This window comes from Microseira wollei NIES-4236 (assembly GCF_020521235.1).
Lineage (GTDB): Bacteria > Cyanobacteriota > Cyanobacteriia > Cyanobacteriales > Aerosakkonemataceae > Microseira > Microseira wollei.
The window spans coordinates 1-23,084 of sequence record NZ_BLAY01000163.1; the positions used below are offsets into that span (position 1 = coordinate 1).

A 23,084-nucleotide genomic window follows, 5' to 3' on the forward strand; every position below is an offset into this window, starting at 1 on the left:
ACTCTCATGCCCAAAGAAAGGTTGACCAATCGGGTTGCCAGAGAGATCCCACAACCGCACCGTCTTGTCAGCACTGCCACTGACAATCATCTCCCCGTTGGGGCTAAACGCGACTGAATTGACAGAACTCTCATGCCCAAAGAAAGGTTGACCAATCGGGTTGCCAGAGAGATCCCACAACCGCACCGTCTTGTCAGCACTGCCACTGACAATCATCTCCCCGTTGGGGCTAAACGCGACTGAATTGACAGAATACTCATGTCCAAAGAAAGGTTGACCAATCGGGTTGCCAGAGAGATCCCACAACCGCACCGTCTTGTCAGTACTGCCACTGACAATCATCTCCCCGTTGGGGCTAAACGCGACTGAATTGACAGAATGCTCATGTCCCTGGAAGAGAATTGACTCTCTGACTGTTTCCATCGCTCTATGCAGGCTAGTCTGAACTGGGGCAAGAATCTGGTTTGACAATTTCTCTGCATTCTCACCCATTGTTTTAATTGCCAAAACTAGACCATCTAGCGGTTGGACAGTCAATAAATTCAGCACTCTCGCTGCCTGTTCTCGTAGTCGAGATTCGGTGAGTAGTTGCTGTAATTTGGCAATTCGGTCTTGTTCGCGAGCATCGCTTTGTTGGTAAAACGCTTTGGCTGCATTTAATAAATATGGCTCTATCTTTTCCCAGTTTTGCCGCACCTCAGCCAGCAATCCGCCCATAATTAAATAGTTATCTTCCTGCCCACGCTTGGACCACTCTTTTCGCGCATCGTTGAGTCGGTCAATCAGTCGCCGTAAATCTCGGTCTTCCTCCCGCCATTTGGCAAATTGTTGCCATCCTTCTATTAATGCTTCGTGGGCTAAATCCACCCAGGCTACTGCCTTAATTTCTTCTCTCCCCTGCTGCTGGGGCGGGCACGGGGGCACCGCCCCTACTTCTTTGCTAACCTGCTGGGGCGGGCACGGGGGCACCGCCCCTACTTCTGTGCTAACCTGCTGGGGCGGGCACGGGGGCACCGCCCCTACTCTTGTGCTACCCCGATCTTCTGCTCCGGTTACTAATAAGCGTCCTTTCACCAGTTGGTCTAAAACTTTAGCAATCTGCCCTTCGTTGTCTTTAGCGATCGCCAATAAATCCGCTTTCGGTTGCCGTTGGCGGGTATCTTTCGTGCCTGCACCCGTTCGCACCAAACTTAAGCAGATTCGCTTTACCCACTCTTGTCCTGGTGCGCCAAATTTCTCACCGATTTGTTGATAAATTTGCTCTGAATGACGATTCAACGCCCCACTTACCCGACCAAGTTCTCGATACTGTGCCAAACTCAACTGATGCCCTTGCTCTGTTGCGGGTTGCCAAAGTTGTGTGAGGGTAAATTCCAGCAGGGGCAAAGATTCCGGTTCCTTTAGCACATCTGCTAAAATCGCTTCCAGTAACCCTGGTTCTAAACTGTAGCCCTGAATTTGGGCGGGTTTAACAACGATTTCTTTTAAGTCTTCTTCAGTAAAAGGTGGCATATAAACCGCTTGCTGCTGGATTAATTGCGTCAGGGATTTATATTTGAGGCAATCCCCCACAAAATCAGCCCGCATTGTCATCACAACTGCCAACCGGGAAGGGCGAATCTCAGCTATCTGAGTTAATAATTCAATAAAGCGTTCCCGTTCTTTCTCTTTCCGGCAGAGGGTAAACACCTCTTCAAATTGATCCACGACTAACAAAAATTGCTCGGTTGATGGCAGTTGAGAGAGAACCGCCTCTAAACCCTCCACGTTATTGTCAATCGCATCATAAACCTGTTCGAGTATTTCCGGTTCCGAGTCAAATAGCGAGTCAAACACTCGTTTTAACCGATTCAACGGGTCGAAATTAGGAATCATCGGCGGCAATACTTGCCAATTCGGGTTTTGTTTCAACCAGGGAATCAGTCCCGCCCGGACTACACTAGATTTGCCACTTCCGGAAGTGCCAATTACTGGCACAAATGCGGCTTGTTCTAGTTTTTGGATTAAAATCTCGACAACTTTGTTGCGTCCAAAAAAGAATTGTGCGGTTTTATCGTCAAAATATCTCAATCCTTGATAAGGACATGTTTCTGATACAACCGTAGGACGTGGTGCAACTTTGAATGGATACTGGAGTAATGTAATCGAACGTCCCCAACCCATGCGAATCGGTTCTTGCCCGCTGCGCTTGAGTTCTCTGGCGATGAAGTCGAAGATGCGATCGCAACTAACCTGTCCATCACTTCCAGCATTCTCTTCCCCCAGTCCTTTGAGTAAAGCTTCTGTGAAAACGCTATATTTCTCCCCTTCCCAAGCCGACTCAAAATCTCGACAAGCCGCTATTAAATAATAATCTTTCTGAGATGAGTTAAATGCAGTTAAACTTTGTCTGACTAAATTGCTCTCTAAAATCGACCCAGCATGACAGCAATCTAACAGCACAACCAAACTGCTCAAATTTGATTCCAGGATTAACTGATTCAGACTGTCAAGGGCAATACCCCGCGTTGCGATCGCATTACTCGTACAATCAGAAGTTGCTAAATATCCCTTCTTTTTACCCAAATTATCCGATACAGTGAAGCCATGTCCGCTAAAGTAAATCAGAGCATCTTTTCTGTCTGCTTGTTGCCGGATAAAATCTTGCAGCATTTGCCCCAAATCAGTGCCATTTAATCGTTCCCGCGCCACTTCGTAACAGTTTTTCTCGCTATTCCACCCCTCCGGTAACCGCTTGACTTGCCAATCACCATAACCCGGCTGTGCCAAAATACTTGCCACTGCTTCTGCATCGTTGGTAGGCTTAGTCAGACTGCCTAAACTGCTGTCGTACTGGGCAATTCCAATCACGAGGGCGTATCGTGTCATGCTGCTAGATTACCCAAGGGTCGGCGGAAAAAAATGTAGAAATTGCAGTTAAGTGTAAGTTTCCAGAGGGCAAAAATAATTCAAGTACGAGTTGAGGGTTTATCCGACACCTGGTCGGGGCACGGCATTATTAAGATTTCGGGTTTGAAGACCAATGTTTCTGGTGCCGTGCCCCTACGTTTCAAACATGTTGTGAGGTAAAATCCCTGGCAGGTGAGGAAACAGAAATCTTACACCCGTTGCACAACCCGCGAGCGATCGCAGCAGTTTTCCCTTGATTACAACGCAAGATGGTAGGGAACATGATATAAGTTTTGTCTCTGGGCGCAAAGTTTTTTGAATGTTCCCTACCGCCCGGTTGATGCGACGAAAAATGGTTATCAGGTATTGCAACAGGTGGGAGATCTGGGGAAAGCGAACGCACACCACCCTCCAAACTCGCATCTTACACCCGTTGCACAACCCGCCAGCGATTACAGCCGTTTCCCATTAGACTTCGACCATATCTCTTGTGGGATAGGCGTCCCGCCTGTGTTTGAGATTCTTTGTTGCAGAGGTCTATTGGGTGCAAGGCGACATGGTGGGGAACATTCAAAACACTTTGCGCGATTCGACAAAACTTTCTCGTGCCGTGCTACTACATTTTCGTTGATGCGACGAAAAATGGCTATCAGGTATTGCAACAGGTGGGAGATCTGGGGAAAGCGAACGCACATCACCCTCCAAACTCGCATCTTACACCCGTTGCACAACCCGCCAGCGATTACAGCGGTTTCCCATTAGACTTCGACCATATCTCTTGTGGGATAGGCGTCCCGCCTGTGTTTGAGATTCTTTGTTGGAGAGGTCTATTGGGTGCAAGGCGACATGGTGGGGAACATTCAAAACACTTTGCGCGATTCGACAAAACTTTCTCGTGCCGTGCTACTACATTTTCGTTGATGCGACGAAAAATGGTTATCAGGTATTGCAACAGGTGGGAGATCTGGCACAAGCGGTCGCACACCACCCTCCAACACTCAACGACGAGTCAAATATCGTCGCCCGCGAGTCAAAAATACTCGCCTGTGAGTCAAAAATACTCGCCTGTGAGTCAAAAATACTCGCCTGTGAGTCAAATATCTTCGCCTGTGAATCAAAAATACTCGCCCACGAGACAAATATCTTCGCCCGCGAGTCAAAAATACTCGACGACGAGTCAAATATCCTCGTCGATGAGTCTTGGAACCTGGGCGATGAGTATATTTTCTCAATCACCATGTCCGCAACGTGTAACAATCAATTCTTGAGCTTGGATTGCAAGTACAAACTGGGAGGATTGGTGGAAATGGATGTCAGCTTGATAGTATCCAACATCTTGAATCCACCTGTCCTGGCGTTTTTTTTGGGCATGGTGGCTGTTTTTGTCCAGTCGGATCTGGAAATTCCGCCTCCCGTCGCCAAAATGTTCTCGCTGTATCTGCTATTTGCGATTGGGTTTAAGGGCGGGGTGGAACTGGTAAAAAGCGGCATTAGTCAAGAGGTGATTCTAACAATTTTGGCGGCGATGTTGATGTCGGCATTTGTTCCGGTCTATACATTCTTTATTTTAAAGATCAAGCTAGACGCATATAATGCAGCTGCAATCGCATCCTCTTACGGTTCCATCAGTGCCGTTACCTTCATCGCCGCCAGGTTTTTCCTCAACCAACAGGGGATTAACTTTGATAGCTACATGGTAGCAGCCGTTCCTTTAATGGGATCTCCTCCGATTATTGTCGGTTTAATTTTAGTCAATTTATTCACGACAGATGGGGATAAGCGAGAGTTTGCTTGGTCTGATGTGTTAAAAGAAGCCTTTTTCAACAGTTCGGTATTTCTGCCAGTTGGTAGTCTGATCGTGGGAGTCCTGACGGGTGAAAGCGGTTGGCACAAGTTGTCACCCTTTACCCAAGATCTGTTTGACGGCGTTCTCACCTTCTTTTTGTTAGATATGGGACTGCTAGCAGCTAGAAGAATAAAAGATTTGGAAAAAACCGGGGCTTTCCTCATTTCCTTTGCCATACTAATTCCAGTAGTTAATGCTACCATTGGTTTGCTGATTGCTAAAGTCATCGGCATGTCGCCAGGAGATAGTTTATTATTTTCGGTTTTGTGTGCGAGTGCTTCTTATATTGCCGTTCCCGCAGCGATGCGGTTAACGGTTCCCGAAGCGAATCCGAGTTTATACGTTTCTACTGCTTTAGCGGTGACGTTTCCGTTTAATATCATCGTCGGCATTCCGCTGTATCTATACGGCATCAATCTTTTTTGGAGTTAATCTAATGAACCCAGTCAAACGCATCGAAATTATTGCCAATTACATGGAATTGGAAAGGATTTTAAAAGGGTTAGATCAAGCTGACGTACCGGGTTATACAGTAATTCGGGATGTGGCGGGAAAAAGTACCAGAGGCGATGGTAAGCACGATTTAGCAATGAGGATGCTGGATAATGTTTATATTGTTGCTTTCTTTCCCCCTGAAAAACTCGATGCAGTGGTGGGAAATATTAGAGCAATTTTGCATAAATTTGGCGGTTCTTGTTTTATTTCCGATGCAATCGAGTTGCGAACCACTCAGTGCGTTGGGTAAAAGTAAGGTGCGTTACACTTCGTATATCTCGTTCCCAGGTTCAACCTGGGAACAAAAATATAGAGGCTACGGCCTCTATATAAAAGTAAGGTGCGTTACACTGCGTTAACGCACCCTACGGTTTCGCCTCATTAAGCGAAATTCACCTAATTCTGTGGTGAAATCCCATTGTTTGTAAAAGTCAATCATTTCTGGCAAACAGCAGAGGTCGATATGTTCCACTTGTTGTAAATCTGGATGTTCTACAACGGTATCGATTAACAGTTTGCCTAACCCTTGACCGCGATAATCTGGATGTATAATTACGTCGAAAAGAATGGCTCGATAGACGAAATCTGTGAGAACGCGGCAGAATCCGATTAATTTGCCCTGGCGCGACTCTATTCCCACAATCATATTAGTATGATCCAACATTTTATCAACATCAGCACGCATTCTTTGCTGCGACCAAAACGCATTTTTATAAAGTTCCATCAAATCATTTTTTTGTGCTTCGTTTAGCTGGAAAATAACGTTAAATTCCATGAGGTAAACCGCTCTGAGATGAAGCGATAGCATTATAGCGCGTCTGGCGTCGGGGTTGGGTGCTTGCCCTAACGCACCTGAGAGTGTAAAAATATAGAACAATTGTGAATCCATTTGAGAACAGGCAAAATGAACGGTATTCAATTGTTTGAATTCCCCGACAATGCCAAACTATTTGGACTACGCCCTGAAGTCGGCAGGTGGTTGTTTATTCCCTTGGGTCTAATTGTATTACTCTGTCTAGGAACGGTCTATTCCTGGAGTATTTTCAGCGGCCCTTTTGAAGCAGCACTCCAAACCAAACCCGGTACAATTTTACTGCCTTTTTTGGTACTGGGAGTGATGTTTACCTTGGTAATGCCGATTAGCGGATTGTATATGAATCGGTGCAATCCAACCATCCTCACCGCTACGGGTGGAATTGTTGTAGGAATTGGCTATTTACTATCAAGTATTGCCCCGAATTTGCCTTGTTTAATCCTTAGCTACGGTGCGATCGCAGGCATCGGCGTCGGCATGGCTTATGGGGTTCCTTTGGCAATTTCTGCGCGGTGGTTTCCCGACCGCAAAGGTTTCGCAGTAGGCATGACGGTTGTAGGTTTTGGTCTTTCGCCATTGGTGACAGCACCTTTGGCATTTGCCCTAATTAAAGCATTTGGCGTTCGTTCGACGTTTGTAATTTTAGGTATGGCATTTACCTTGATTATTCTGGCAATTTCAACAGTTTTAAGAATGCCGCCTCCTCGTTGGAAACCTCCAGGTTGGAATCCCAAAGAAGAGATAATTACTGACAATACAGACAGCAATCCTTCTGCCCTGCCGATGGTGCAGACGCAAACTTTTTATGGATTGTGGCTGTGCTACATTGTGGGAACGTTTGTAGGATTGACTGCGATCGCAACTACTGCCCAAGTCGGTCGAGAACTCGTCGGACTCCCACCGGAAAATCTCACTTTCGCCGTGCCTTTATTTGCCGCATTCAACGGCATCGGGCGTCCTTTATTCGGTTGGCTAAACGACCGCCTCAAACCCAAACTTACAATCGTCGCGATTAATGTACTCATTCTAATTGCGTCGATTTTGATGTTAAATACCACTCAGGGTCAGTTGGGAAACTTTTTAGTGGCTTTTTCCATATTCTGGTTTTGTTTGGGTGCTTGGTTAGCCGTCGCACCTGCTGCTACGTTGAGCTTTTTCTCAATTGAAAATTACCCCAGTAATTACGGGTTACTGTTTACTTCCTTTGGGATTGGAGGTTTATCGGGCATTTTTACAGCAGGTGGAATTAGAGTAATTTTTGGTAGCTTTGCACCGTTTTTTTACGTGACGGGGATACTGGCGATCGCCGCCATCATCGTGGCAACATTTTCCCTCAATCGTCCCCGGAAAACTGCGATCGCAGACTTCCTTTATAAATGGGTCATTACTCCCATTATTCCCCTGCTTTGGTCGTTGGTGGAATTCCTGCTAGCGGTGGCGACACCGAAAAAGATGCGATCTCAATAAACACAGTCGCTTCCCCACGTAATTTATAATTTTGCTAATGTCCACCAACCTAAGCACATCAGGGATGAACGCACAATGGGCAAATACAATTTTAGCGATCGCGAACGCTTTGAAATGACGGGACTGATCGACTATTCCGCCTTACAGTCCCTTCCCCAAATTTGGGAAACTACTTCCCAACTGTTCCCAGATGTGGTGGCGTTACTTGACCCCCACGCCAAACCTAGAGTATCTCTAACTTACGCCCAGCTATACGCACAAATCCAGCAATTCGCTGCCGGAATCCAGGCATTAGGTCTAGAATCCGACGCAAAAGCACCCATTCCGTCCCGCGTCGCTTTATTTGCCGATAACAGTGCGCGGTGGATGATTGCAGATCAAGGGATAATCCTGGCGGGTGCGGCGAATGCGGTGCGTTCTTCTGCCGCCGAACGGGAAGAATTGCTGTATATTTTGGAACACAGCGGTAGTACGGGGTTGGTGGTCGAAAATCTCAAAACCCTCAACAAATTGACGCCAGAATTATTCGATTTGCCCGTACAATGGGTGGTGTTGCTATCAGATGAAACTCCGGAAATCATCATGGGATTGAAAGCGATCAATTTCTGGCAATTGATGAAGATGGCATCAAATTATACCCTAAAACCCGTCAATCAAAATCCCCAAACTTTGGCAACTTTAATTTACACCTCCGGGACAACGGGGAAACCCAAAGGCGTGATGTTAACCCATGAAAATTTTATCCATCAACTGATTGCACTGACATCAGCGATCCAACCTTCCGTAGGCGATCGCACGCTTAGCATCCTCCCAACTTGGCACAGCTTTGGACGAATCGGAGAATACTTTACCCTTGCTCAAGGTTGCACTCAAATTTATACCAATCGTCGCTATCTGAAACAAGATTTGCAAACTTATACGCCGCAATACGTCGTCGGCGTACCGCGTTTGTGGGAATCGATTTACGAAGGAATACAAAAATCTTTCCGCGATAAATCGCCCCGGATGCAGAAATTTATCCAGTCTTTTTTAACTGTGAGTCAAAGTTATATTAAAGCAGTTCGGACTTGGAAAAGACTGGATTTGGAGAATCTTAACCCAACGCTCGCGCAAATCTTCCAAGCTTGGGTAAAAACCATCACCCTCGCACCCCTGCATTATCTGGGAGAAATGCTGATCTACAAAAAAATTCAGCAAGCAACGGGGGGTAAATTAAAACAATTAATCTGCGGCGGCGGTTCTTTAGCGCAACACTTAGAAGACTTCTTTGAAATTATCGGAATAGATATTTTAGTCGGATACGGACTAACGGAAACCGCACCAGTTTTAACAGTGCGTCGTTACTGGCGAAACCTACGCGGTTCTTCGGGTTTCCCCATCGCAAATACTGAAATAAAAATAGTCGATTTAGAAACCCATAAACCATTACCCACAGGTCAAAAAGGTTTAGTCATGGCGCGGGGTTCCCAAGTCATGCAGGGATATTTTCTCAACCCAGAAGCGACAAAAAAAGCAATCGATCCAGAAGGTTGGTTTGATACAGGCGATATTGGTTGGTTAACGCCAGACGGTCAAATCGTTCTCACGGGTCGCGCCAAAGATACGATTGTTTTAACCAATGGAGAAAATATCGAACCTCAACCAATTGAAGATGCTTGTTTGCGGAGTCCTTACATTGACCAAATTATGTTAGTGGGTCAAGATCGGAAATCTGTGGGGGCTATAATTGTAGTAAATTTAGAAGCTTTAGAACGGTGGGTAGAAAAGAGCGATAAAGCGCAAATAAAAGCGGGAGAAATTAACCTGAATAGTAAGGAAATTCGAGACTTATTTCGCGCTGAACTAAACCGGGAAGTGCGAAATCGTCCTGGATATCGTCGGGATGATGAAATTATTGCTTTTGAGCTAATTAAAGAACCTTTTACAATCGAAAATGGACTGTTGACGCAAACATTGAAAATTCGCCGCAACGTCGTAGCAGAAAGGTATCGCGATTTAATCAATTGGATGTTTGCATGAGAGCAGAGAAATGATGAAAAGTCATCGAAGAAGACGCGGGGAAGCGGAGATAGGGAGACGCGGAGCGAAAGAAGTTTCTCAAGACTCGCGTTTGGAACTTCCGTTCCAAGAAGGGTGTGAGACCCCGATTGAATCTTCTGATTCAGTGGGTCGCGTTCAGTCTCTTTCTCAATCCCCGTCTGAACCTTGTCCCCGCGTCTCCCCCTCCCCGCGTCTCCCCCTCCCTAAATCTATTATTGCAGCAGCACTGATATTTTTGCTGGGCAATTCTCATGCTGTAGCTCAAAATATCGAACCGCAGGAACTATCTGGGGATATTAGCATTACCCTGAAACGCGGGTTGTGGAAGTCAGGGGAAAAAGCAATCGCGTATCAGGACATTACCTTAGATTTAGCCTGCTCTCAAAGTAGATGCAATCGCGAAGTTTGGGGTTATGCACCCCAGTTCAACCAAGCCGACCATCAAGGTACAGTAGAAATCATCCAAACAGATCTCACCCAGGGTCGTTGGCGTCTGCGAGTCAAAATCAAAACCAGCCCCGATCCTTGGGTGCAAGTAGTGGGAGAAGCCGACTATCAAATAGAATTAAAACTACAGCAAAACCAGCTAGTCGGCACTTATTCAGGCAGCTTTAAAAATCAGCCGCTCAAAGGGGAAATCAGCGGCGTTATTCGTCCCCATTGGCCTAAAAAATTGCCCAACCATCTCGAGATTAATTCACAAGAACATCCCCGATTAATTTTTCTAGAACAGCAACTTCCAGCCTTACGCGAAAAGGCAAAAACTCCTACAGGTCAAGTTATTATCGCTCAACTGAGAAAAAGTTTAACCGGAAAAATCTATTACGATAGCTATGCCCCCAATGGTGGTTATCACGCTGCCGGTCATTGCTTTCTGGCTTTATTAAACGAACGGCAACAACCAGCAGAAACCGCATGGCAAATTGTAGTAAACTCAATCAATCAACCCGGTCCCCGCTTGTTAGAACAGTCCTCGATTGTTGCAGGTATTGCCTTAGCTTACGACCTCTGTTATAACGTCTGGGACGAACAACGACGCAAAAAGATAACGACTTGGTTAGCACAGCAAACTACAAGCTTAATAGCAGGAACAAAAGACCCAGCTTGGAACCCCCACCCCCCAAGCAACTGGAATGCCAGGGCGCGTGGTGCAGCGGGTTTAGCTGCTTTAGCAATTTTAAAAGAACCCGACGAGTTTTTTAGCGAACCGACCAACCCAGAACGCCTGCTAAAAATTGCCGAACGCAACATTAAGCGCTACATGAAAGTTGCGATTGGAGAGCGTGGTTTTGGCACTGAAGGCGATCTTTATACCCGCGAATCTTTACATGCAATTGTGCCGTTTTTACACGCATATCAAAACGTTTTAGGTCAAGACCTCGTGTCAGGTTCGAGTGGGGAATGGTTCTTACCCCATTACGTCATGCGAATAGTCAGACGAGGGGATTTAGTAGCCGCCCCGACTTACGGACGCCACCGAATTAGCCCAGACGGTGCGTTATTTGCGCTTGGTTTGGGTATCGTCCCAGAACGATTTTTACCAGGCGTGCAATGGTTTTTCAATCGCTACTTTGGTTGGCAAGGCGATCAAACTTTTGGCATTGCAGAATATGGCCCCCACGAGGCAATTTTCGCCTTAGTCGGATATCGCGAAGATATCGCACCTATCAACCCGGCGGAAATATTTGGTCGCGTATTGGTAGACGAGCAAAAAGGTTTTTACTCTTTCCGCAACCAGTGGCAGGATGACAAGGATTTTGTCGCGAGTATTTATTTAAAACGAGAACCTTTACGTCAATCTTGGTCATTTCCCGATGCGGGTAGTTTTCGCATTTGGGGTTTAGGAGGAAAGTGGGCAGATGCGGGGCCATCCGATGGGAAACAAGAGGATGAAAATGTGGTGCTGACCGATGAGAAATTGGCTCCTATGGGAGCGCAACCGATTTTCTTTCAAGCCGAAGCAAATGGGTCTGGGGTGGTGAGTTTGAGGAGAGAGAATTGGGTGCGATCGCTTGCCGTAGACTACAGTAGCGCCAGTGGCGCACCGGGTTTATTTGTAGTAGTCGATAAGTTTACAGATGAGGAAGCATTGCCGGAGAAAACTTGGGTAATGCATACCCAAGAAACGGTGAAAATTGACGGTCGGCGCTTTACAATTCAAGCCGCTTCTGGCGCCACCATGCAGGGAACGTTTGTGACGCCGGAAAATGTAAAAATCGCGTTTGAACCGGGGGAAAAAGGGGGAGTTTTGCGGGCAACTGGAAGCGGACGCTTTTTTGTTGTCATGACCGTACAAAACGGGGCAGCACCCCAGGTAGAAATTGAGGGTAATGGTTTAGATTCGCGGGTGAAAGTTGGGGGGCAAACGATTGAGTTTAGAGAAAATAGAATTATTTTGTCATAGCGAGCGCATTAGATAAAGCGGGCAATTGATATCATGTCCGGTGGGATCGGTAGTATGGATGGCTAATTGCTAATTGCTAATTGCTAATAGCTCATTCCTGACGCAAACACCAAAGTTTCTCCGAAAAATCGTTGGTTTGTCAACTAGAGATATAGGTCGAAACTTTGGTGATGGCAACGCCCTTGCGTAAGTTTTGTAGCTACAGCGGATTTCAGTCGGATGAGGTACACCGCCTTTTGTGTACGCTACACAAAAGGCGCAATTTCGCTGTACCTCACGCGGCTGCAAGCCGCTGTAATTGTCAATTGCCTCCAGAGCAATTAGCGATTAGCTATTAGCAGGGCTAGTTTAAAAATCAGCTAATTTGTTGACAGAGAACTAGAAAAAATTTAGGCAAAATTGTATCATGATTAATTGAAGAGGTGAAAAACGAGCGGTTATATTACAGGAGCAATTCAGGAATGGAGGATTTAATCATGACACCTGTGGAAGTAGAAAAAAACGTTATCACAGAAGAAGAAGTAGCAAAGCTGTGGGAAGCGTTCAAAGTGTTTGATACAGACGGCAGCAGTTGCATCTCAGTAGAGGAACTGGGGCAGGTGATGCGTTCGTTGGGGCAAAGTCCCAGGGAAATCGAGTTGCGCGACATGATTAAAGAAGTAGACGTTGATTTATCGGGCAGTATCGATTTTGAAGAATTCAAAGCGCTAATGGTGGCTCAAAAAGGAGACCGCAAGAGCCGTCTTAAACTAGCATTCAGCGTATTTGATGAGGACGGTAGCGGTCAAATTACTGCTAACGAGTTACGCAGCGTGATGAGTCAGTTTGGGCTGACAGATCGAGAACTCGATGAGATGATCAAAGAGGTTGACCATGATGGCGATGCCTCTATTGACTTTGAGGAGTTCGTGAAGCTGGTGCCGGATGAGTCAGAAATAACAAGCGGCTATACAGATTCACCCATTCCCCCCACCCGTACCGCAAATGATACAGCCGCTCCTGCGATCGCCGATGCCACTCCACAACAAACAGTCGGTGACATAGACCAGGAAGTGGTGCGGTTGAAAGAAATGCTTGTGCAAGACTCACAGGGTCAAAAGCAGCGCGGTACCTCCCGCCTGCAAATGCAGATTGGGATGTTCCGTTTGATTCAAGGAGCAGCTTACCGCAGCTTCCGGGAAAGTTTCTGCGCCAATCACGAAACTCACCTGCGGGTGCGAAACCTGCCCTACAAGATCTCTGATTTTGTACAGTTTATCAAGCTGGCGATCGCGCTCTACAAAGGGTTAGGTGTAGTGGAACAAGCTTGCTACCCTTTGTTGGATGCAGTTGTTGATTCTATTACGGCTGAGTACGCGCGACTCGAAGACCGCATCAAGAACTGGAAGACAGTAGAAAAAACGCCAGAAATGTTGGCAGAAGAGAAGGCGATGTTGGAGGCACGCAGTAAATCTACCAGCGTCAAGCAGAAGTTTGCGGCGGGGGTCGAGTTTGCCATCACAATCAAGAAGAAGCATTTCAGCTTCCGCGATATCGCCGAGGGTGTGCTGGCGATCAACGAACTCAACCGACTGCGGCAGATGGAACTGAATCAGGAACTTGCTCCCCCAACCGCCAAATCAGAGGGAGATCCCAAAGATTACCTGAAAAAGTGGCACCGCGTCATCCTCAAAGATGCTTCAGAAGCAATAGATGGTGCAATGATGCCGGTAGCTTACTGGTATGAGGATTTCATGCCGAAGCTGCTAGCTGCGTTCAACGTCAGCACCGCCGCCGATATCCAAAGCAATACCGTACCCGACGAGGCAGCGTTGAACCAGTGGTACGAAACTACCAAGGCGCTAGGAGAGTTTGACCGCTATGGGGCAGATGTAGCAGAGAACTTTCCCAAATGCACGCCAAAACAAAAGCTGGAAATCAAACAGGCATGGCGACTCACACACCACTACCTGAATGGAGTGCAGAAACGCCGCGAACGCCAGGAGTTTGGGCGCGAGTCAGGTGGTTTGTCCCAGTACGTAGCCTTTATTGACGTGTATCTGGGTCGAAGTGATGTCAAAGACGCAGGGATGCGCGTCAGCTTCCCTTACTACATTGGTCCAGCGGTGTGGCGCTTTTTCCACACCACCGCTGAGATTGTCTGCACCAAGACACCCGAACAGCAGAAAGCCTTGGTGGCAGTCTTCCAAGACTTTATCAAAATGTTTGCCACCATGTACCCCTGCCCCTACTGCCGCCACCACTTCAATGCCTACGTCGTGCAGAACAAAGAAGTGGATATGTACCCTGTAGAATACCTTTTGCTTGGGCGCGACCCCCACTTAAGTAAATTTGAGATGTCAATGGATGCCAAGCTGTCTGCGGTTGTGGATGGCCCCTCTCTGCGCTTATTCTTTTGGAAGCTGCATAACACCGTCTCCTCATCGATTGCCCGCACAGAAGAGTGGTATCACAAGGATCAGAAAGCATTCTACACCACCCGCTATTGGCCTAGCTTTGATTCTGAACTGGCACGCGCCAAAGCGCTCAAACACCTCAGCATTACCATCGAGCGCATATCCCGCCTCTATGGTTTGCTCAAACCGGCATCGCGGTTAGCAGGCGTCAGAGCAACATTACAAAAGTTGTTGGAAAAAGGCGATCAGCAAGGCATCAGCGAGGCTTGCACCCTAGCCGAAGATTATATCAAGGAGTTGGAGGAGGCTGTCATCAGCGGCAACTTCCTACAAGAGACATACAGCTTTGACCCTGACCTCGTGGATAAAGCTCCCTACTTCAGTCCTGAAGAGGAAGAATTTGCACGCAGTGGCATCTTCGTAGAACTTACTTAACGCAAGTTGCTAGTTATAAACTTCTTGCTAATTGCTAATTGCTAATTGCTAATCTTGGATTTTTACCAATCTCGCCATTAGCCATTAGCCATTAGCTGCTATGCATGAGATAACTAGCAACTTGAGTTACTTAGTAGAGTTATTGTAGGGAACATCAATAAGCTTTGTCCCTAAGTCGAAGGTTTTCGCCCCTATTGTAGGGAACATCAATAAACTTTGTCCCTAAGTCGAAGGTTTTCGCCCCTATTGTAGGGAACATCAATAAACTTTGTCCCTAAGTCGAAGGTTTTCGGCCGCCGTGCCCCTACAACCAATTTTAATCATTTAGATGTAATATTATGTCCGTTGAATCACCCGTAATAAAACCTGACCACGTTGCCACCCAGATGATGGGGATGTAGGGAACATCCGAGATATCTTGCCGGAACAGATAACCTTACTGGTGCCGTGCCCAATCGCTCAATCGCGGGTAATCGACCGGACATGGTATAACCGGAAACCATATGATATCATGTCCGTTGAATTGCGCATAATAAAAAAACCTCACCGCGTCGTTGCGTAGGGAACATCATAGATATCTCGGACAAACAGATAACGTTAATAATGTTCCCTACTCCTAATTATGGGTAATCGACCGGACACGATATGATTTATCCGGTGGATGAAAAGCGACCCGCTTTGTTGACCTAAGCCAAAGCAAAGAAGAAATCAAAAATTAGCTGACTGTTGCCATAAAGCTTATTGCAACGACGATTGAAGAGATATTTGGTGGCAACGTTTCGGAATTCTTAAGCATGAGTATGACATTAATGCTGAGAGAGCTTCGTATTTTGATAGATGTGCAGTTTGAGCGCTTGTCCTCTTTAGAAAAGGCTGGCAATTGAGCAAGAGCAACTTTCGCTGCCAGAGTTGCGAGAAAATATTTTACGACACAGGTCCTGGGACAGCGTTCTATGCTAGAAAAAAGCGCAAGTAGCTTTACGATCCAACCTGTGGTTATCGAATAGGTTACAGAACGATTAGTCAATCAAGTATGTCAAGAAAATTTTGAACTAATTCAAACTAATTCAATTGATAAAATGCAAGTGTTGAGGAGCCATAGATTAAATAAATTAAAGTATACAGATGATGCCAAAGAGGATGTGTATAAGCCCATCCTTACATTGGTTAAAAACAGATTGTGTAGCGAGAGCTATTTTAGAAATGAAATCGCTCTGGCAGAGCAGCTAAATCAAATTTTATTATTACTGGAGGGTAAATCTGCGCTAGAGTTAGGATATGCAACTGACAACTTTCAGAATCTAATATTGCAACTGTAGACGGATTTAAGCTGTCAGGATTTGTCCTATACTCCTTCATGAGTAGGTAGCCAACTTCCTGGCTTGAAACAATTCTCAGTATTCTGTGCCAACAAAATCGAAATCAGCTATGCCGGAAAGGCAAACTTTCAACGCTGTATGAATCTCACTCCCGGAGAGATAATAGGTGGACACTACAGAATTCTCTGCCTCTTAGGACGAGGAGCATTTAGTCAGACCTATTTAGCGGAAAATTTGTACCGACTTAGTGGCGCTAAGTGTGTCGTCAAACAACTTCAGCTCATGATAAGCAGTCCATTAATTTTGGAGAATGCACGACACCGCTTCTTTAGAGAAGCAATAGTACTCGAGAACTTAGGCATACACCCTCAAATTCCCAGACTTCTGGCTTACTTTGAGGAAAATCAAGAATTTTATTTAGTTCAGGAATATATTGATGGTTGTCAGGTTAGCCAAGAAATTAAAGAAGGCAAACGATGGAGCGAAAATCAGGTCATTGCCTTGTTGCAGGATGTTTTGGAAATTTTAGTGTTTATTCATCAGCATGGTGTGATACACCGCGATATTAACCCTGCCAATTTAATTATACGCAAATCAGATGGTAAGATTGTTCTAATTGATTTTGGTGCGGTCAAAGAAATCAACACTTGGGCAGTTAATGGTAAGCGTCAGGAAAAGGGGACGCACTCAATCGGTACAGCGGGATATATGCCACCCGAACAATTAGACGGGAAACCAAGGTTTAGTAGTGACATTTATGGCTTAGGCATGACAGCAATCCATGCCTTAACAGGGATTTTACCAGCTGAATTACAACGAGATGACAAATATTTTCATTTGTTCTGGCGAGAACAAGCAGCACAGGTGAGCAACAAATTAGCCCTGATTTTAGAGAAAATGGTGTGTTACTACCCTGGCGATCGCTACGAATCGGCAACTGAGGTTCTGCATGACCTACAGAACATAAAAAATAGTAAAAAAAATAATTTGGTCACTGCTACTGCTGGCAGAGACTATTCAAGTATCTCACAAAAAAATACGATCTTAGCAAAATTATTGCCCAGTTTGCTCACCTTCATATTAGTGGGAATAACATTCATCGTCAACACCATTTTCCCCAGATATCAGGCTGAGAACAAGCTAACGAGCTAGTGAGCAAGGAGCAATACGCAGATGCTCTTAAAAGGTACGACCAAGCGATTGAGCTAAACCCAGACTTTTATCAAGCTTGGACTAATAAAGGTAATGCGCTAGGTCGATTGAAGCGCTATCATGAGAGTCTCGAGTCATGCAACGAAGCAATTAAAATCAAAGTCAAGTTTTTGCTTGGAATTGCCGAGGTAGTGTGCTTAACAATTTGGGGAAATATGAGGAAGCAATTGCTGCCTATGATCGGGCAATAAAAATCGACCCAAAGCTTGAAGATGCCTGGAATAATAAAGGTGAAACTCTAATGCAGTTGCATCAATATGAAGAAGCGATTGCTGCCTTTGACACAGCGATTAAAATCAATCCAAACTATCTTTTTGCCTACAATAACAAAGGGAGATATTTGTCTAAATTGAAGCGATATGAGGAAGCCATTGCTGCCTTTGACAAGGCTATACAAATCAGACCAGATTACCAACCAGCAATAGAGGGTCGAAAGCAAACTCTAAAGCAATTGGGTCGTTAAATATCTAGGATTTAAGGGAAAGCGATCGCATGTTCAACCTGCATCCGCTTCTATCCTCAATTCTCTGTCAATACTATTTTAAACTAAGATATTGCACGAGTAGCAAACTGAATCGAGGCAGAGCCTCTAACAATTCGTTCCCAGGCGGGAGCCTGGGAATTAGCAATTAGCAATTAGCAATTAGCAATTAGCTGACTGTTGCCAAGTCAGGATATTCATCATCCATCGAAGTGCGGAAGAAGAACATACAGCCGCCGTTGGTGTGGGGTGCATGAGTTGAACCAGCACGGGAGCGAATATAATCTCCCGCACCATAAACTTGATTTTCTATGACTAAATCCCCTTCCAGCATGTAAATTTCCTCGCCAGTAGCGTGAATGTGGAAGGGATAGCGAACGCCTGGTTCTGCTCGCAACAAACCGACAATTTCACGCTTAATTGGATCGATATGAAGGCGAGCAATCGAAACACCCGCAACTCTGGAATGAGGTCGCCATTTGAGTTGTTGCGATCGCACGCTCAAAAATGGCGATGGCGGCGTTTTTTCTTCGAAGGTGACGGGACTATCTAAACCGAGGCGATCGAACAACCGATCTTTTAAATCTGCTTTCATTTCAACGGTGGGACTACTGTAGGGAATTGCCGCCGCCGCTGTTTGATATTCCGCTAATTCTTGTGCCAATTCTGGACATTCGACTAATTGCTGCTCAACCCACGCTCGCTCTTCTTCGCTCAGCAGATCGAGGGCATAAAGTGGAGCCAGTTCGCAAAAGCAGTAGTTATCAGCATTCATTTGATCGATCCGCCTTGAATTTAATTTCTCAACCTTCAGTCGTTACCAGTTCTCTTCAGTAGCGAGAATAGATTTTAACTTATTCAAGCCTAAGCGAATTCTGGTTTTGACCGTTCCCAACGATATCCCAGTTTGAGCCGCAATCTGACTGTGACTTAGCCCCTGATAATACGCTAGTTCAATGACTAACCGCTGCTCATCCGGTAGCGTTTTCATCGCCGCCATCATTCGAATGCGACGTTCTGCAATAAACGCTTCCTCGAATAGATCTACGCTATCCGCTTGAGGTTGGATCTCTAGAGCATCGATGGAAAAAGTCGTCGCTCCTTGAGTTCGCTGGAGTTTACGGACGCGGTCTAAAATGCGACTGCGGGCTATGGTAAACAGCCAGGTATCGACTCTGCCTTTTTGGGCATCGTAGCGATCGCCTATGCGCCAAACCTGAGCAAACACATCCATGACCACTTCTTCGCTTTCTTCAACCGATCTTAAACTTTTAAACGCGAAGGCGTAGATAATTTTGGCATAGCGATCGTACAGAGCGGACAGAGCAGCCTGGTCGCCCTGGGAAATTCTCGTTAAGAGCGAAACATCATCAGGATTAGGAGGAATCTGCAATGAACTGCTCCGATCTACAATACTCTTGATCGGAGTTTACTCCAATCTAAGTAACAAATCATCGCTTTTAACGTCTCATCTGGCCAACTTACTTATTACATCCGGGGGTGCAATAAGCCTTGGTTTTCCATCCAAGTCTAATGGTTAGAGTCGAGGGGGATGTTACCATCCCACCCCTCTGTTGCGAAACCGGACGTGAAAATTTCTCTTCATCCGGGTACTCAATGTGTTTTCCCTTGTCACTGTGGGGCTTCTTGACCGTTTGACTTTTGATGACCGGAATGTCGTTTATCCACTCCCAATCTACTTTTTCCCATTGTTGGGCTAGTTCCTTGAGAAATTTTGAGTGTTCTTTCTTCCGGGTTGCTTTTAGGTCAATAGCGGTCTTTTCATCGTGGCAATGTCGATGTAACAGTTGTAGATTTTTCCACTCATCCTTACCGCCTAGCGCTCTGGGGACTTTGCGATCTACTTCCATCACATCCCATTCCAGAAAACCTAGTCCGCACCAGGGACATTTACCCTTTTGCTGTTGTAGCAGCTTAACCTTACGACTTGGTAGTTCAGGGTGTCTCCCTAGTCTTGTACTCGAGTAAACTGAATCGCCGTCGTATGGGCTTTTTTCACCTTTAACTTTCACATAATTAGTGCTACTGCTGCTGAACTCATTATGTAAAAGTAACCGGAGGGTGTTCGCTTCCTTTGCTCTGGTTGCGAATATCCAGTTGTTGTCACCAAGGGTTCTCCAGTATTTCATTGTTCTGTAGTTTGTGTTTCCTTGGCGACGTTTTGCCCATCTTCGCAGTTTTAGGAAAGTCAGTTTATCTTGTCTGGAAAATTCACCGACTCCTACTGCGTCTGACATCTTATAGTATGAAGCCCATCCCCTGATTACAGGGTTGAGGTCTCTTATTAGTGCCGCCTGGGGCGATGACCTGTGTTTTCTGAGCGTTTGCGCCAATTGATAGTCTTCCATCCCTCTGTATGCGGTTGTGAATCAGATGGCTGATTCATTACTACTCTCGACTCCAGCTTTCACACATTGCGGTTCACCTCAGCTTATCCCGGCAGTTAATCCTTCTCTTTTCCAGCAATACCCGTCAATTCGGGTTGGGCTTTTGCTTCTTGAACCATCCCACCTGTCCATTGCATTTGGCAAGACTTGCCTACCCGATCAATCGACTTTGATCAGGAGCTTTGGACGGTTATTTCGTTCCTGATATCCATTGATTAAGTTCTTGAGGATGTGTCTCTCCGCCGAGGGTTTAGGAGGTGCGCTATCTCGATAGCGTGAATCTGATAGTCCTTACCTTTATCGGATGTTCCCGACCCAGGAGTGTAGGTTTAACTTACTGAGCTTATATCCCCTGGCTTGGAGTTACGACGGCTCATCGACACTTCGTTTGTTCTATCCTTGGAACTTTTGCTAGCAGTGGGTGCTTTCAGCTATTACCACCTGTTCCTGCTTTCACCCCCGCTTTACAGAATGAGATAGTCAATCTTTTTCTGTAGGGGCAACCTAGAACTAGGTTGTTTGTGTGCTTTCAACCCCGCACCGGGGCGGTAGGGCAAGGTGTTTTCTAAATAGAGTTATGATGTTGGTTTGTCCTTCATCTTTCCTCGTTTTTCCTAACTGTCATTGCTGATTAGCTTGGTTAGGTTTCCTCACCTACATGGACATCAAGTTGTCATCATTAGAGGATTTTAAGTGCTCACTCAACCTGTGAAGGTTACTCTACTGAAGCTCTCATCCTTGAGGATATACTCATTTCTGAGAAACGAATCGCACGCGCTAGTTCCTAACGCCATGAGCCAAGTTTGACCAGGATCAAATGTTTAGAAGTTACAGACAAAATTTAAACTTCGGGTTTGAATCTCCGGATACTAGGCGTTACTTGTATCGATTTGGGGTAGACTATTGCCGACTGGTTGCCCAGCTACTTTCTGTGTAGGTGTTACTCAAGCAGAATTGCTTGAGGGTTCGCCGCAGGAAAGCATACATCAATCGACCACTCGAACTTTTGGAGTCTTGTAGCTCTAGAAACTCAGCATCAAACCTGAGACGCTCCTCTCTCACCCGGTCAAATTGTTGGCAGTCAGAGGCAGATGTCCCGTCATGCTCTGGAGATAGGTTGTTGATGTCCTCTGTATCCATTGATATTTCCTTTTTGCGAAATAACTAAACTTTGTTGAAGTATTCTTTGCCAAGCAACAACGACTAATTAGTAAGCTCCTTGGCTGCAAGAGCAAGATCCAGCTGGGTGAAATAATGGAAATCTATAGAACATCAGGAGTTCAAAAATTACAGAACTCCTGATGTTTGTCACCCTCCAGCGGTTATTGTGAACTGACTGTTTCTACTTCCTTTCCAGCTTAAGACTATCAACGCTTGTCGTCTGTTTTACCTTGACCACCTGCCTAAAAGCCCACCTGCTCACTTGCTGTCTAATCAGTATCCTTCGGGCGATAAAGGAGTAGGTTAGTAGATCCACCAAAAATACTATAATTGTAGTACATGGGTGACGCAAGCTTCGTGGCATTATTTTGTGAGTGGAGGCTGGCGTTTGTGACAACTATTTTTAATAGGTCAGGTAATTATAAATTTTTGGCAAAGCCAATGTCGTAGGGATGTCACAAGTGCGAGAAAGCATCACTAACCATTGCAGCGTCAAGCTAAATGATGCTGACTAACTTAAGTCGCGCTAGGGTGACTGGCGCTGACTTGTGTCGCGCTGATTTATGAAACACAAAGTTAAGCGACACTAATTTCAGGGATGCGAATAGGCGCAAATTTATTGTGATTGCAGCAGATTTACTGTAAAAACTGCACACTTTTGGCTCAAATGTTTGCGAAAAACAGAGCTAAAACCCGCTAGCTCGTGTTGTGATTTTCAAAGGTGAACAAATGAATTCTGAACTTGAAGATATCTTGTCAAATCGGGAAAATGGAGATCTATTGTCAAAGTCTTCCGCGAATGTGATGAAGCTAGCTCTAGAGTATGCCAAGTTAGCAGCTCTTCCAAATCCATCAGAACAGGAAGCTGACCGTCTGGGAGAAATATTAGCGCTTGCTAGCGATTGTGAAATTCTGAGTTTTTGGATTGTTGAGGTCGATCGCGTTCTCGGTCATCACCTGGACTTGCTAGATGAAGATGACCGCGAGTCTTATAAAGATCAGCAAGCCCTCATCAGGGACTATGCAGGTACGAAAAATTTTCTCACACCAGCAGACGAGCAGATTAAAGAATACATAAGTTCGCGAAAGCCAGAGCTTTATAACCCAGACGATGAACCTATACCGCGCTAATGGCTTTCGAGAAAGAGAGTACAGCGTGTATACTGTACTCTCTTTGCCTTCTGGCAATTATTAGCTCGCCCATCCCCGCCATTACCATTGTCAAGGAGAGAAACATACAGTAGACAACGGTCAAAGCAACCGTTTCGCTGTTCTTATCCTTGGGGCGGCCCAGGTATTCTAAAAAGCTGATAGCACCTCGCTTAACTACAGCGCCCGCTAACTAAAGGTAGGGATAAATTTTCTGCTTTTAGTTGGTGGGCTTTTGTAATAATTAGTTTGGCAATTTATCTGTTGGGAACAGTCAATTGAGATCTGATCTCCCTGCCACATCTGGAACGCTCACGAAACTGAATGACCCAGGGGTGTAGGTGCCATCGCTTCCACCAATCTGGTCAATTCCCAACGCTGAGCGAAGTCTCGCCCTCACAGCCAAGGACAGCTATTTTGGGAAGGTAAAACTAAACAGGCGCTGACGGGGTGACAACCCCGTCAAAAGCCAGAGCGATCGCTTTCTTGAGGCAACTCGCGGTAAAAAAAGATGGGGTCATTCTTGTCAACAAGCCCCATCAGTTGAAAATGTTTCCTCAATTTTACC

General features: G+C 45.7%; 16 protein-coding genes and 1 pseudogene. 11 read left to right on the top strand and 6 right to left on the bottom strand.

Annotated elements, in window-relative coordinates; translation table 11 throughout:
- A partial coding sequence (locus tag MiSe_RS37065) for an nSTAND1 domain-containing NTPase (protein WP_226589897.1) occupies positions 1–2,868 on the bottom strand: 2,868 nt, incomplete at its 3' end.
- Positions 2,869–3,204: 336 nt separating this feature from the next.
- On the opposite strand from MiSe_RS37065, the gene MiSe_RS37070 reads away from it, so the two are divergent.
- From MiSe_RS37070 to MiSe_RS37080, 3 genes are all read left to right on the top strand, one after another.
- Positions 3,205–3,651: a hypothetical protein gene (locus MiSe_RS37070; RefSeq protein WP_226589900.1), complete on the top strand. Its 447-nt coding sequence runs from the start codon at positions 3,205–3,207 to the stop codon at positions 3,649–3,651.
- A 544-nt stretch (positions 3,652–4,195) separates the two neighbouring features.
- Positions 4,196–5,167 carry a sodium-dependent bicarbonate transport family permease gene (locus MiSe_RS37075; RefSeq protein ID WP_444980605.1) on the top strand — a complete coding sequence of 324 codons (972 nt, stop codon included), beginning with the start codon at positions 4,196–4,198 and terminating at the stop codon, positions 5,165–5,167.
- Between the two features lie 4 nt (positions 5,168–5,171).
- Positions 5,172–5,480, top strand: coding sequence for a P-II family nitrogen regulator (locus MiSe_RS37080; protein WP_226589907.1), 309 nt, complete (start codon positions 5,172–5,174; stop codon positions 5,478–5,480).
- Positions 5,481–5,585: 105 nt separating this feature from the next.
- On the opposite strand, the gene MiSe_RS37085 is transcribed toward MiSe_RS37080, so the two are convergent.
- On the bottom strand, positions 5,586–6,119 hold the full coding sequence (locus MiSe_RS37085; protein ID WP_226589909.1) for a GNAT family N-acetyltransferase: 534 nt from the start codon (positions 6,117–6,119) through the stop codon (positions 5,586–5,588).
- Between the two features lie 15 nt (positions 6,120–6,134).
- Here MiSe_RS37085 and MiSe_RS37090 point away from each other — a divergent pair, with 15 nt between their 5' ends.
- The 7 genes and pseudogenes from MiSe_RS37090 to MiSe_RS37115 form a co-directional block, all read left to right on the top strand.
- Complete coding sequence (locus tag MiSe_RS37090; RefSeq protein WP_226589911.1) at positions 6,135–7,511, top strand: L-lactate MFS transporter; 1,377 nt, start codon at positions 6,135–6,137, stop codon at positions 7,509–7,511.
- Between the two features lie 75 nt (positions 7,512–7,586).
- Positions 7,587–9,530 carry an AMP-binding protein gene (locus MiSe_RS37095; RefSeq protein ID WP_226589913.1) on the top strand — a complete coding sequence of 648 codons (1,944 nt, stop codon included), beginning with the start codon at positions 7,587–7,589 and terminating at the stop codon, positions 9,528–9,530.
- A gap of 10 nt (positions 9,531–9,540) precedes the next feature.
- Entirely contained in the window at positions 9,541–11,955 is a 2,415-nt protein-coding gene (locus tag MiSe_RS37100) for a hypothetical protein (protein ID WP_226589915.1), read from the top strand.
- Positions 11,956–12,431: 476 nt separating this feature from the next.
- Positions 12,432–14,786, top strand: coding sequence for an EF-hand domain-containing protein (locus MiSe_RS37105; protein ID WP_226589919.1), 2,355 nt, complete (start codon positions 12,432–12,434; stop codon positions 14,784–14,786).
- 1,457 nt (positions 14,787–16,243) lie between these two features.
- On the top strand, positions 16,244–17,257 hold the full coding sequence (locus tag MiSe_RS37110; RefSeq protein ID WP_226589924.1) for a serine/threonine-protein kinase: 1,014 nt from the start codon (positions 16,244–16,246) through the stop codon (positions 17,255–17,257).
- Complete coding sequence (locus MiSe_RS53150) at positions 17,257–17,508, top strand: tetratricopeptide repeat protein (RefSeq protein WP_373872958.1); 252 nt, start codon at positions 17,257–17,259, stop codon at positions 17,506–17,508. The genes MiSe_RS37110 and MiSe_RS53150 overlap by 1 nt, the downstream gene beginning before the upstream one ends.
- Positions 17,439–17,780, top strand: a pseudogene (locus MiSe_RS37115) (tetratricopeptide repeat protein); the annotation flags it as partial. The gene MiSe_RS53150 and the pseudogene MiSe_RS37115, both read left to right, overlap by 70 nt.
- A 187-nt stretch (positions 17,781–17,967) precedes the next feature.
- On the opposite strand, the gene MiSe_RS37120 reads toward MiSe_RS37115, so the two are convergent.
- From MiSe_RS37120 to MiSe_RS37135, 4 genes are all read right to left on the bottom strand, one after another.
- Entirely contained in the window at positions 17,968–18,573 is a 606-nt protein-coding gene (locus MiSe_RS37120; RefSeq protein WP_226589928.1) for a cupin domain-containing protein, read from the bottom strand.
- 42 nt (positions 18,574–18,615) lie between these two features.
- On the bottom strand, positions 18,616–19,191 hold the full coding sequence (locus MiSe_RS37125) for a sigma-70 family RNA polymerase sigma factor (protein ID WP_226589931.1): 576 nt from the start codon (positions 19,189–19,191) through the stop codon (positions 18,616–18,618).
- A gap of 88 nt (positions 19,192–19,279) precedes the next feature.
- A complete protein-coding gene (locus MiSe_RS37130; RefSeq protein ID WP_226589934.1) occupies positions 19,280–20,167 on the bottom strand; it encodes a group II intron maturase-specific domain-containing protein in 888 nt (295 codons plus the stop codon).
- A 939-nt stretch (positions 20,168–21,106) separates the two neighbouring features.
- Positions 21,107–21,346, bottom strand: a complete 240-nt coding sequence (locus MiSe_RS37135; RefSeq protein ID WP_226589938.1) for a hypothetical protein — start codon at positions 21,344–21,346, stop codon at positions 21,107–21,109.
- A 750-nt stretch (positions 21,347–22,096) separates the two neighbouring features.
- Between MiSe_RS37135 and MiSe_RS37140 the strand changes: the two genes are divergently transcribed.
- Positions 22,097–22,498 carry a hypothetical protein gene (locus tag MiSe_RS37140; protein ID WP_226589940.1) on the top strand — a complete coding sequence of 134 codons (402 nt, stop codon included), beginning with the start codon at positions 22,097–22,099 and terminating at the stop codon, positions 22,496–22,498.
- Positions 22,499–23,084 lie beyond the last annotated feature (586 nt).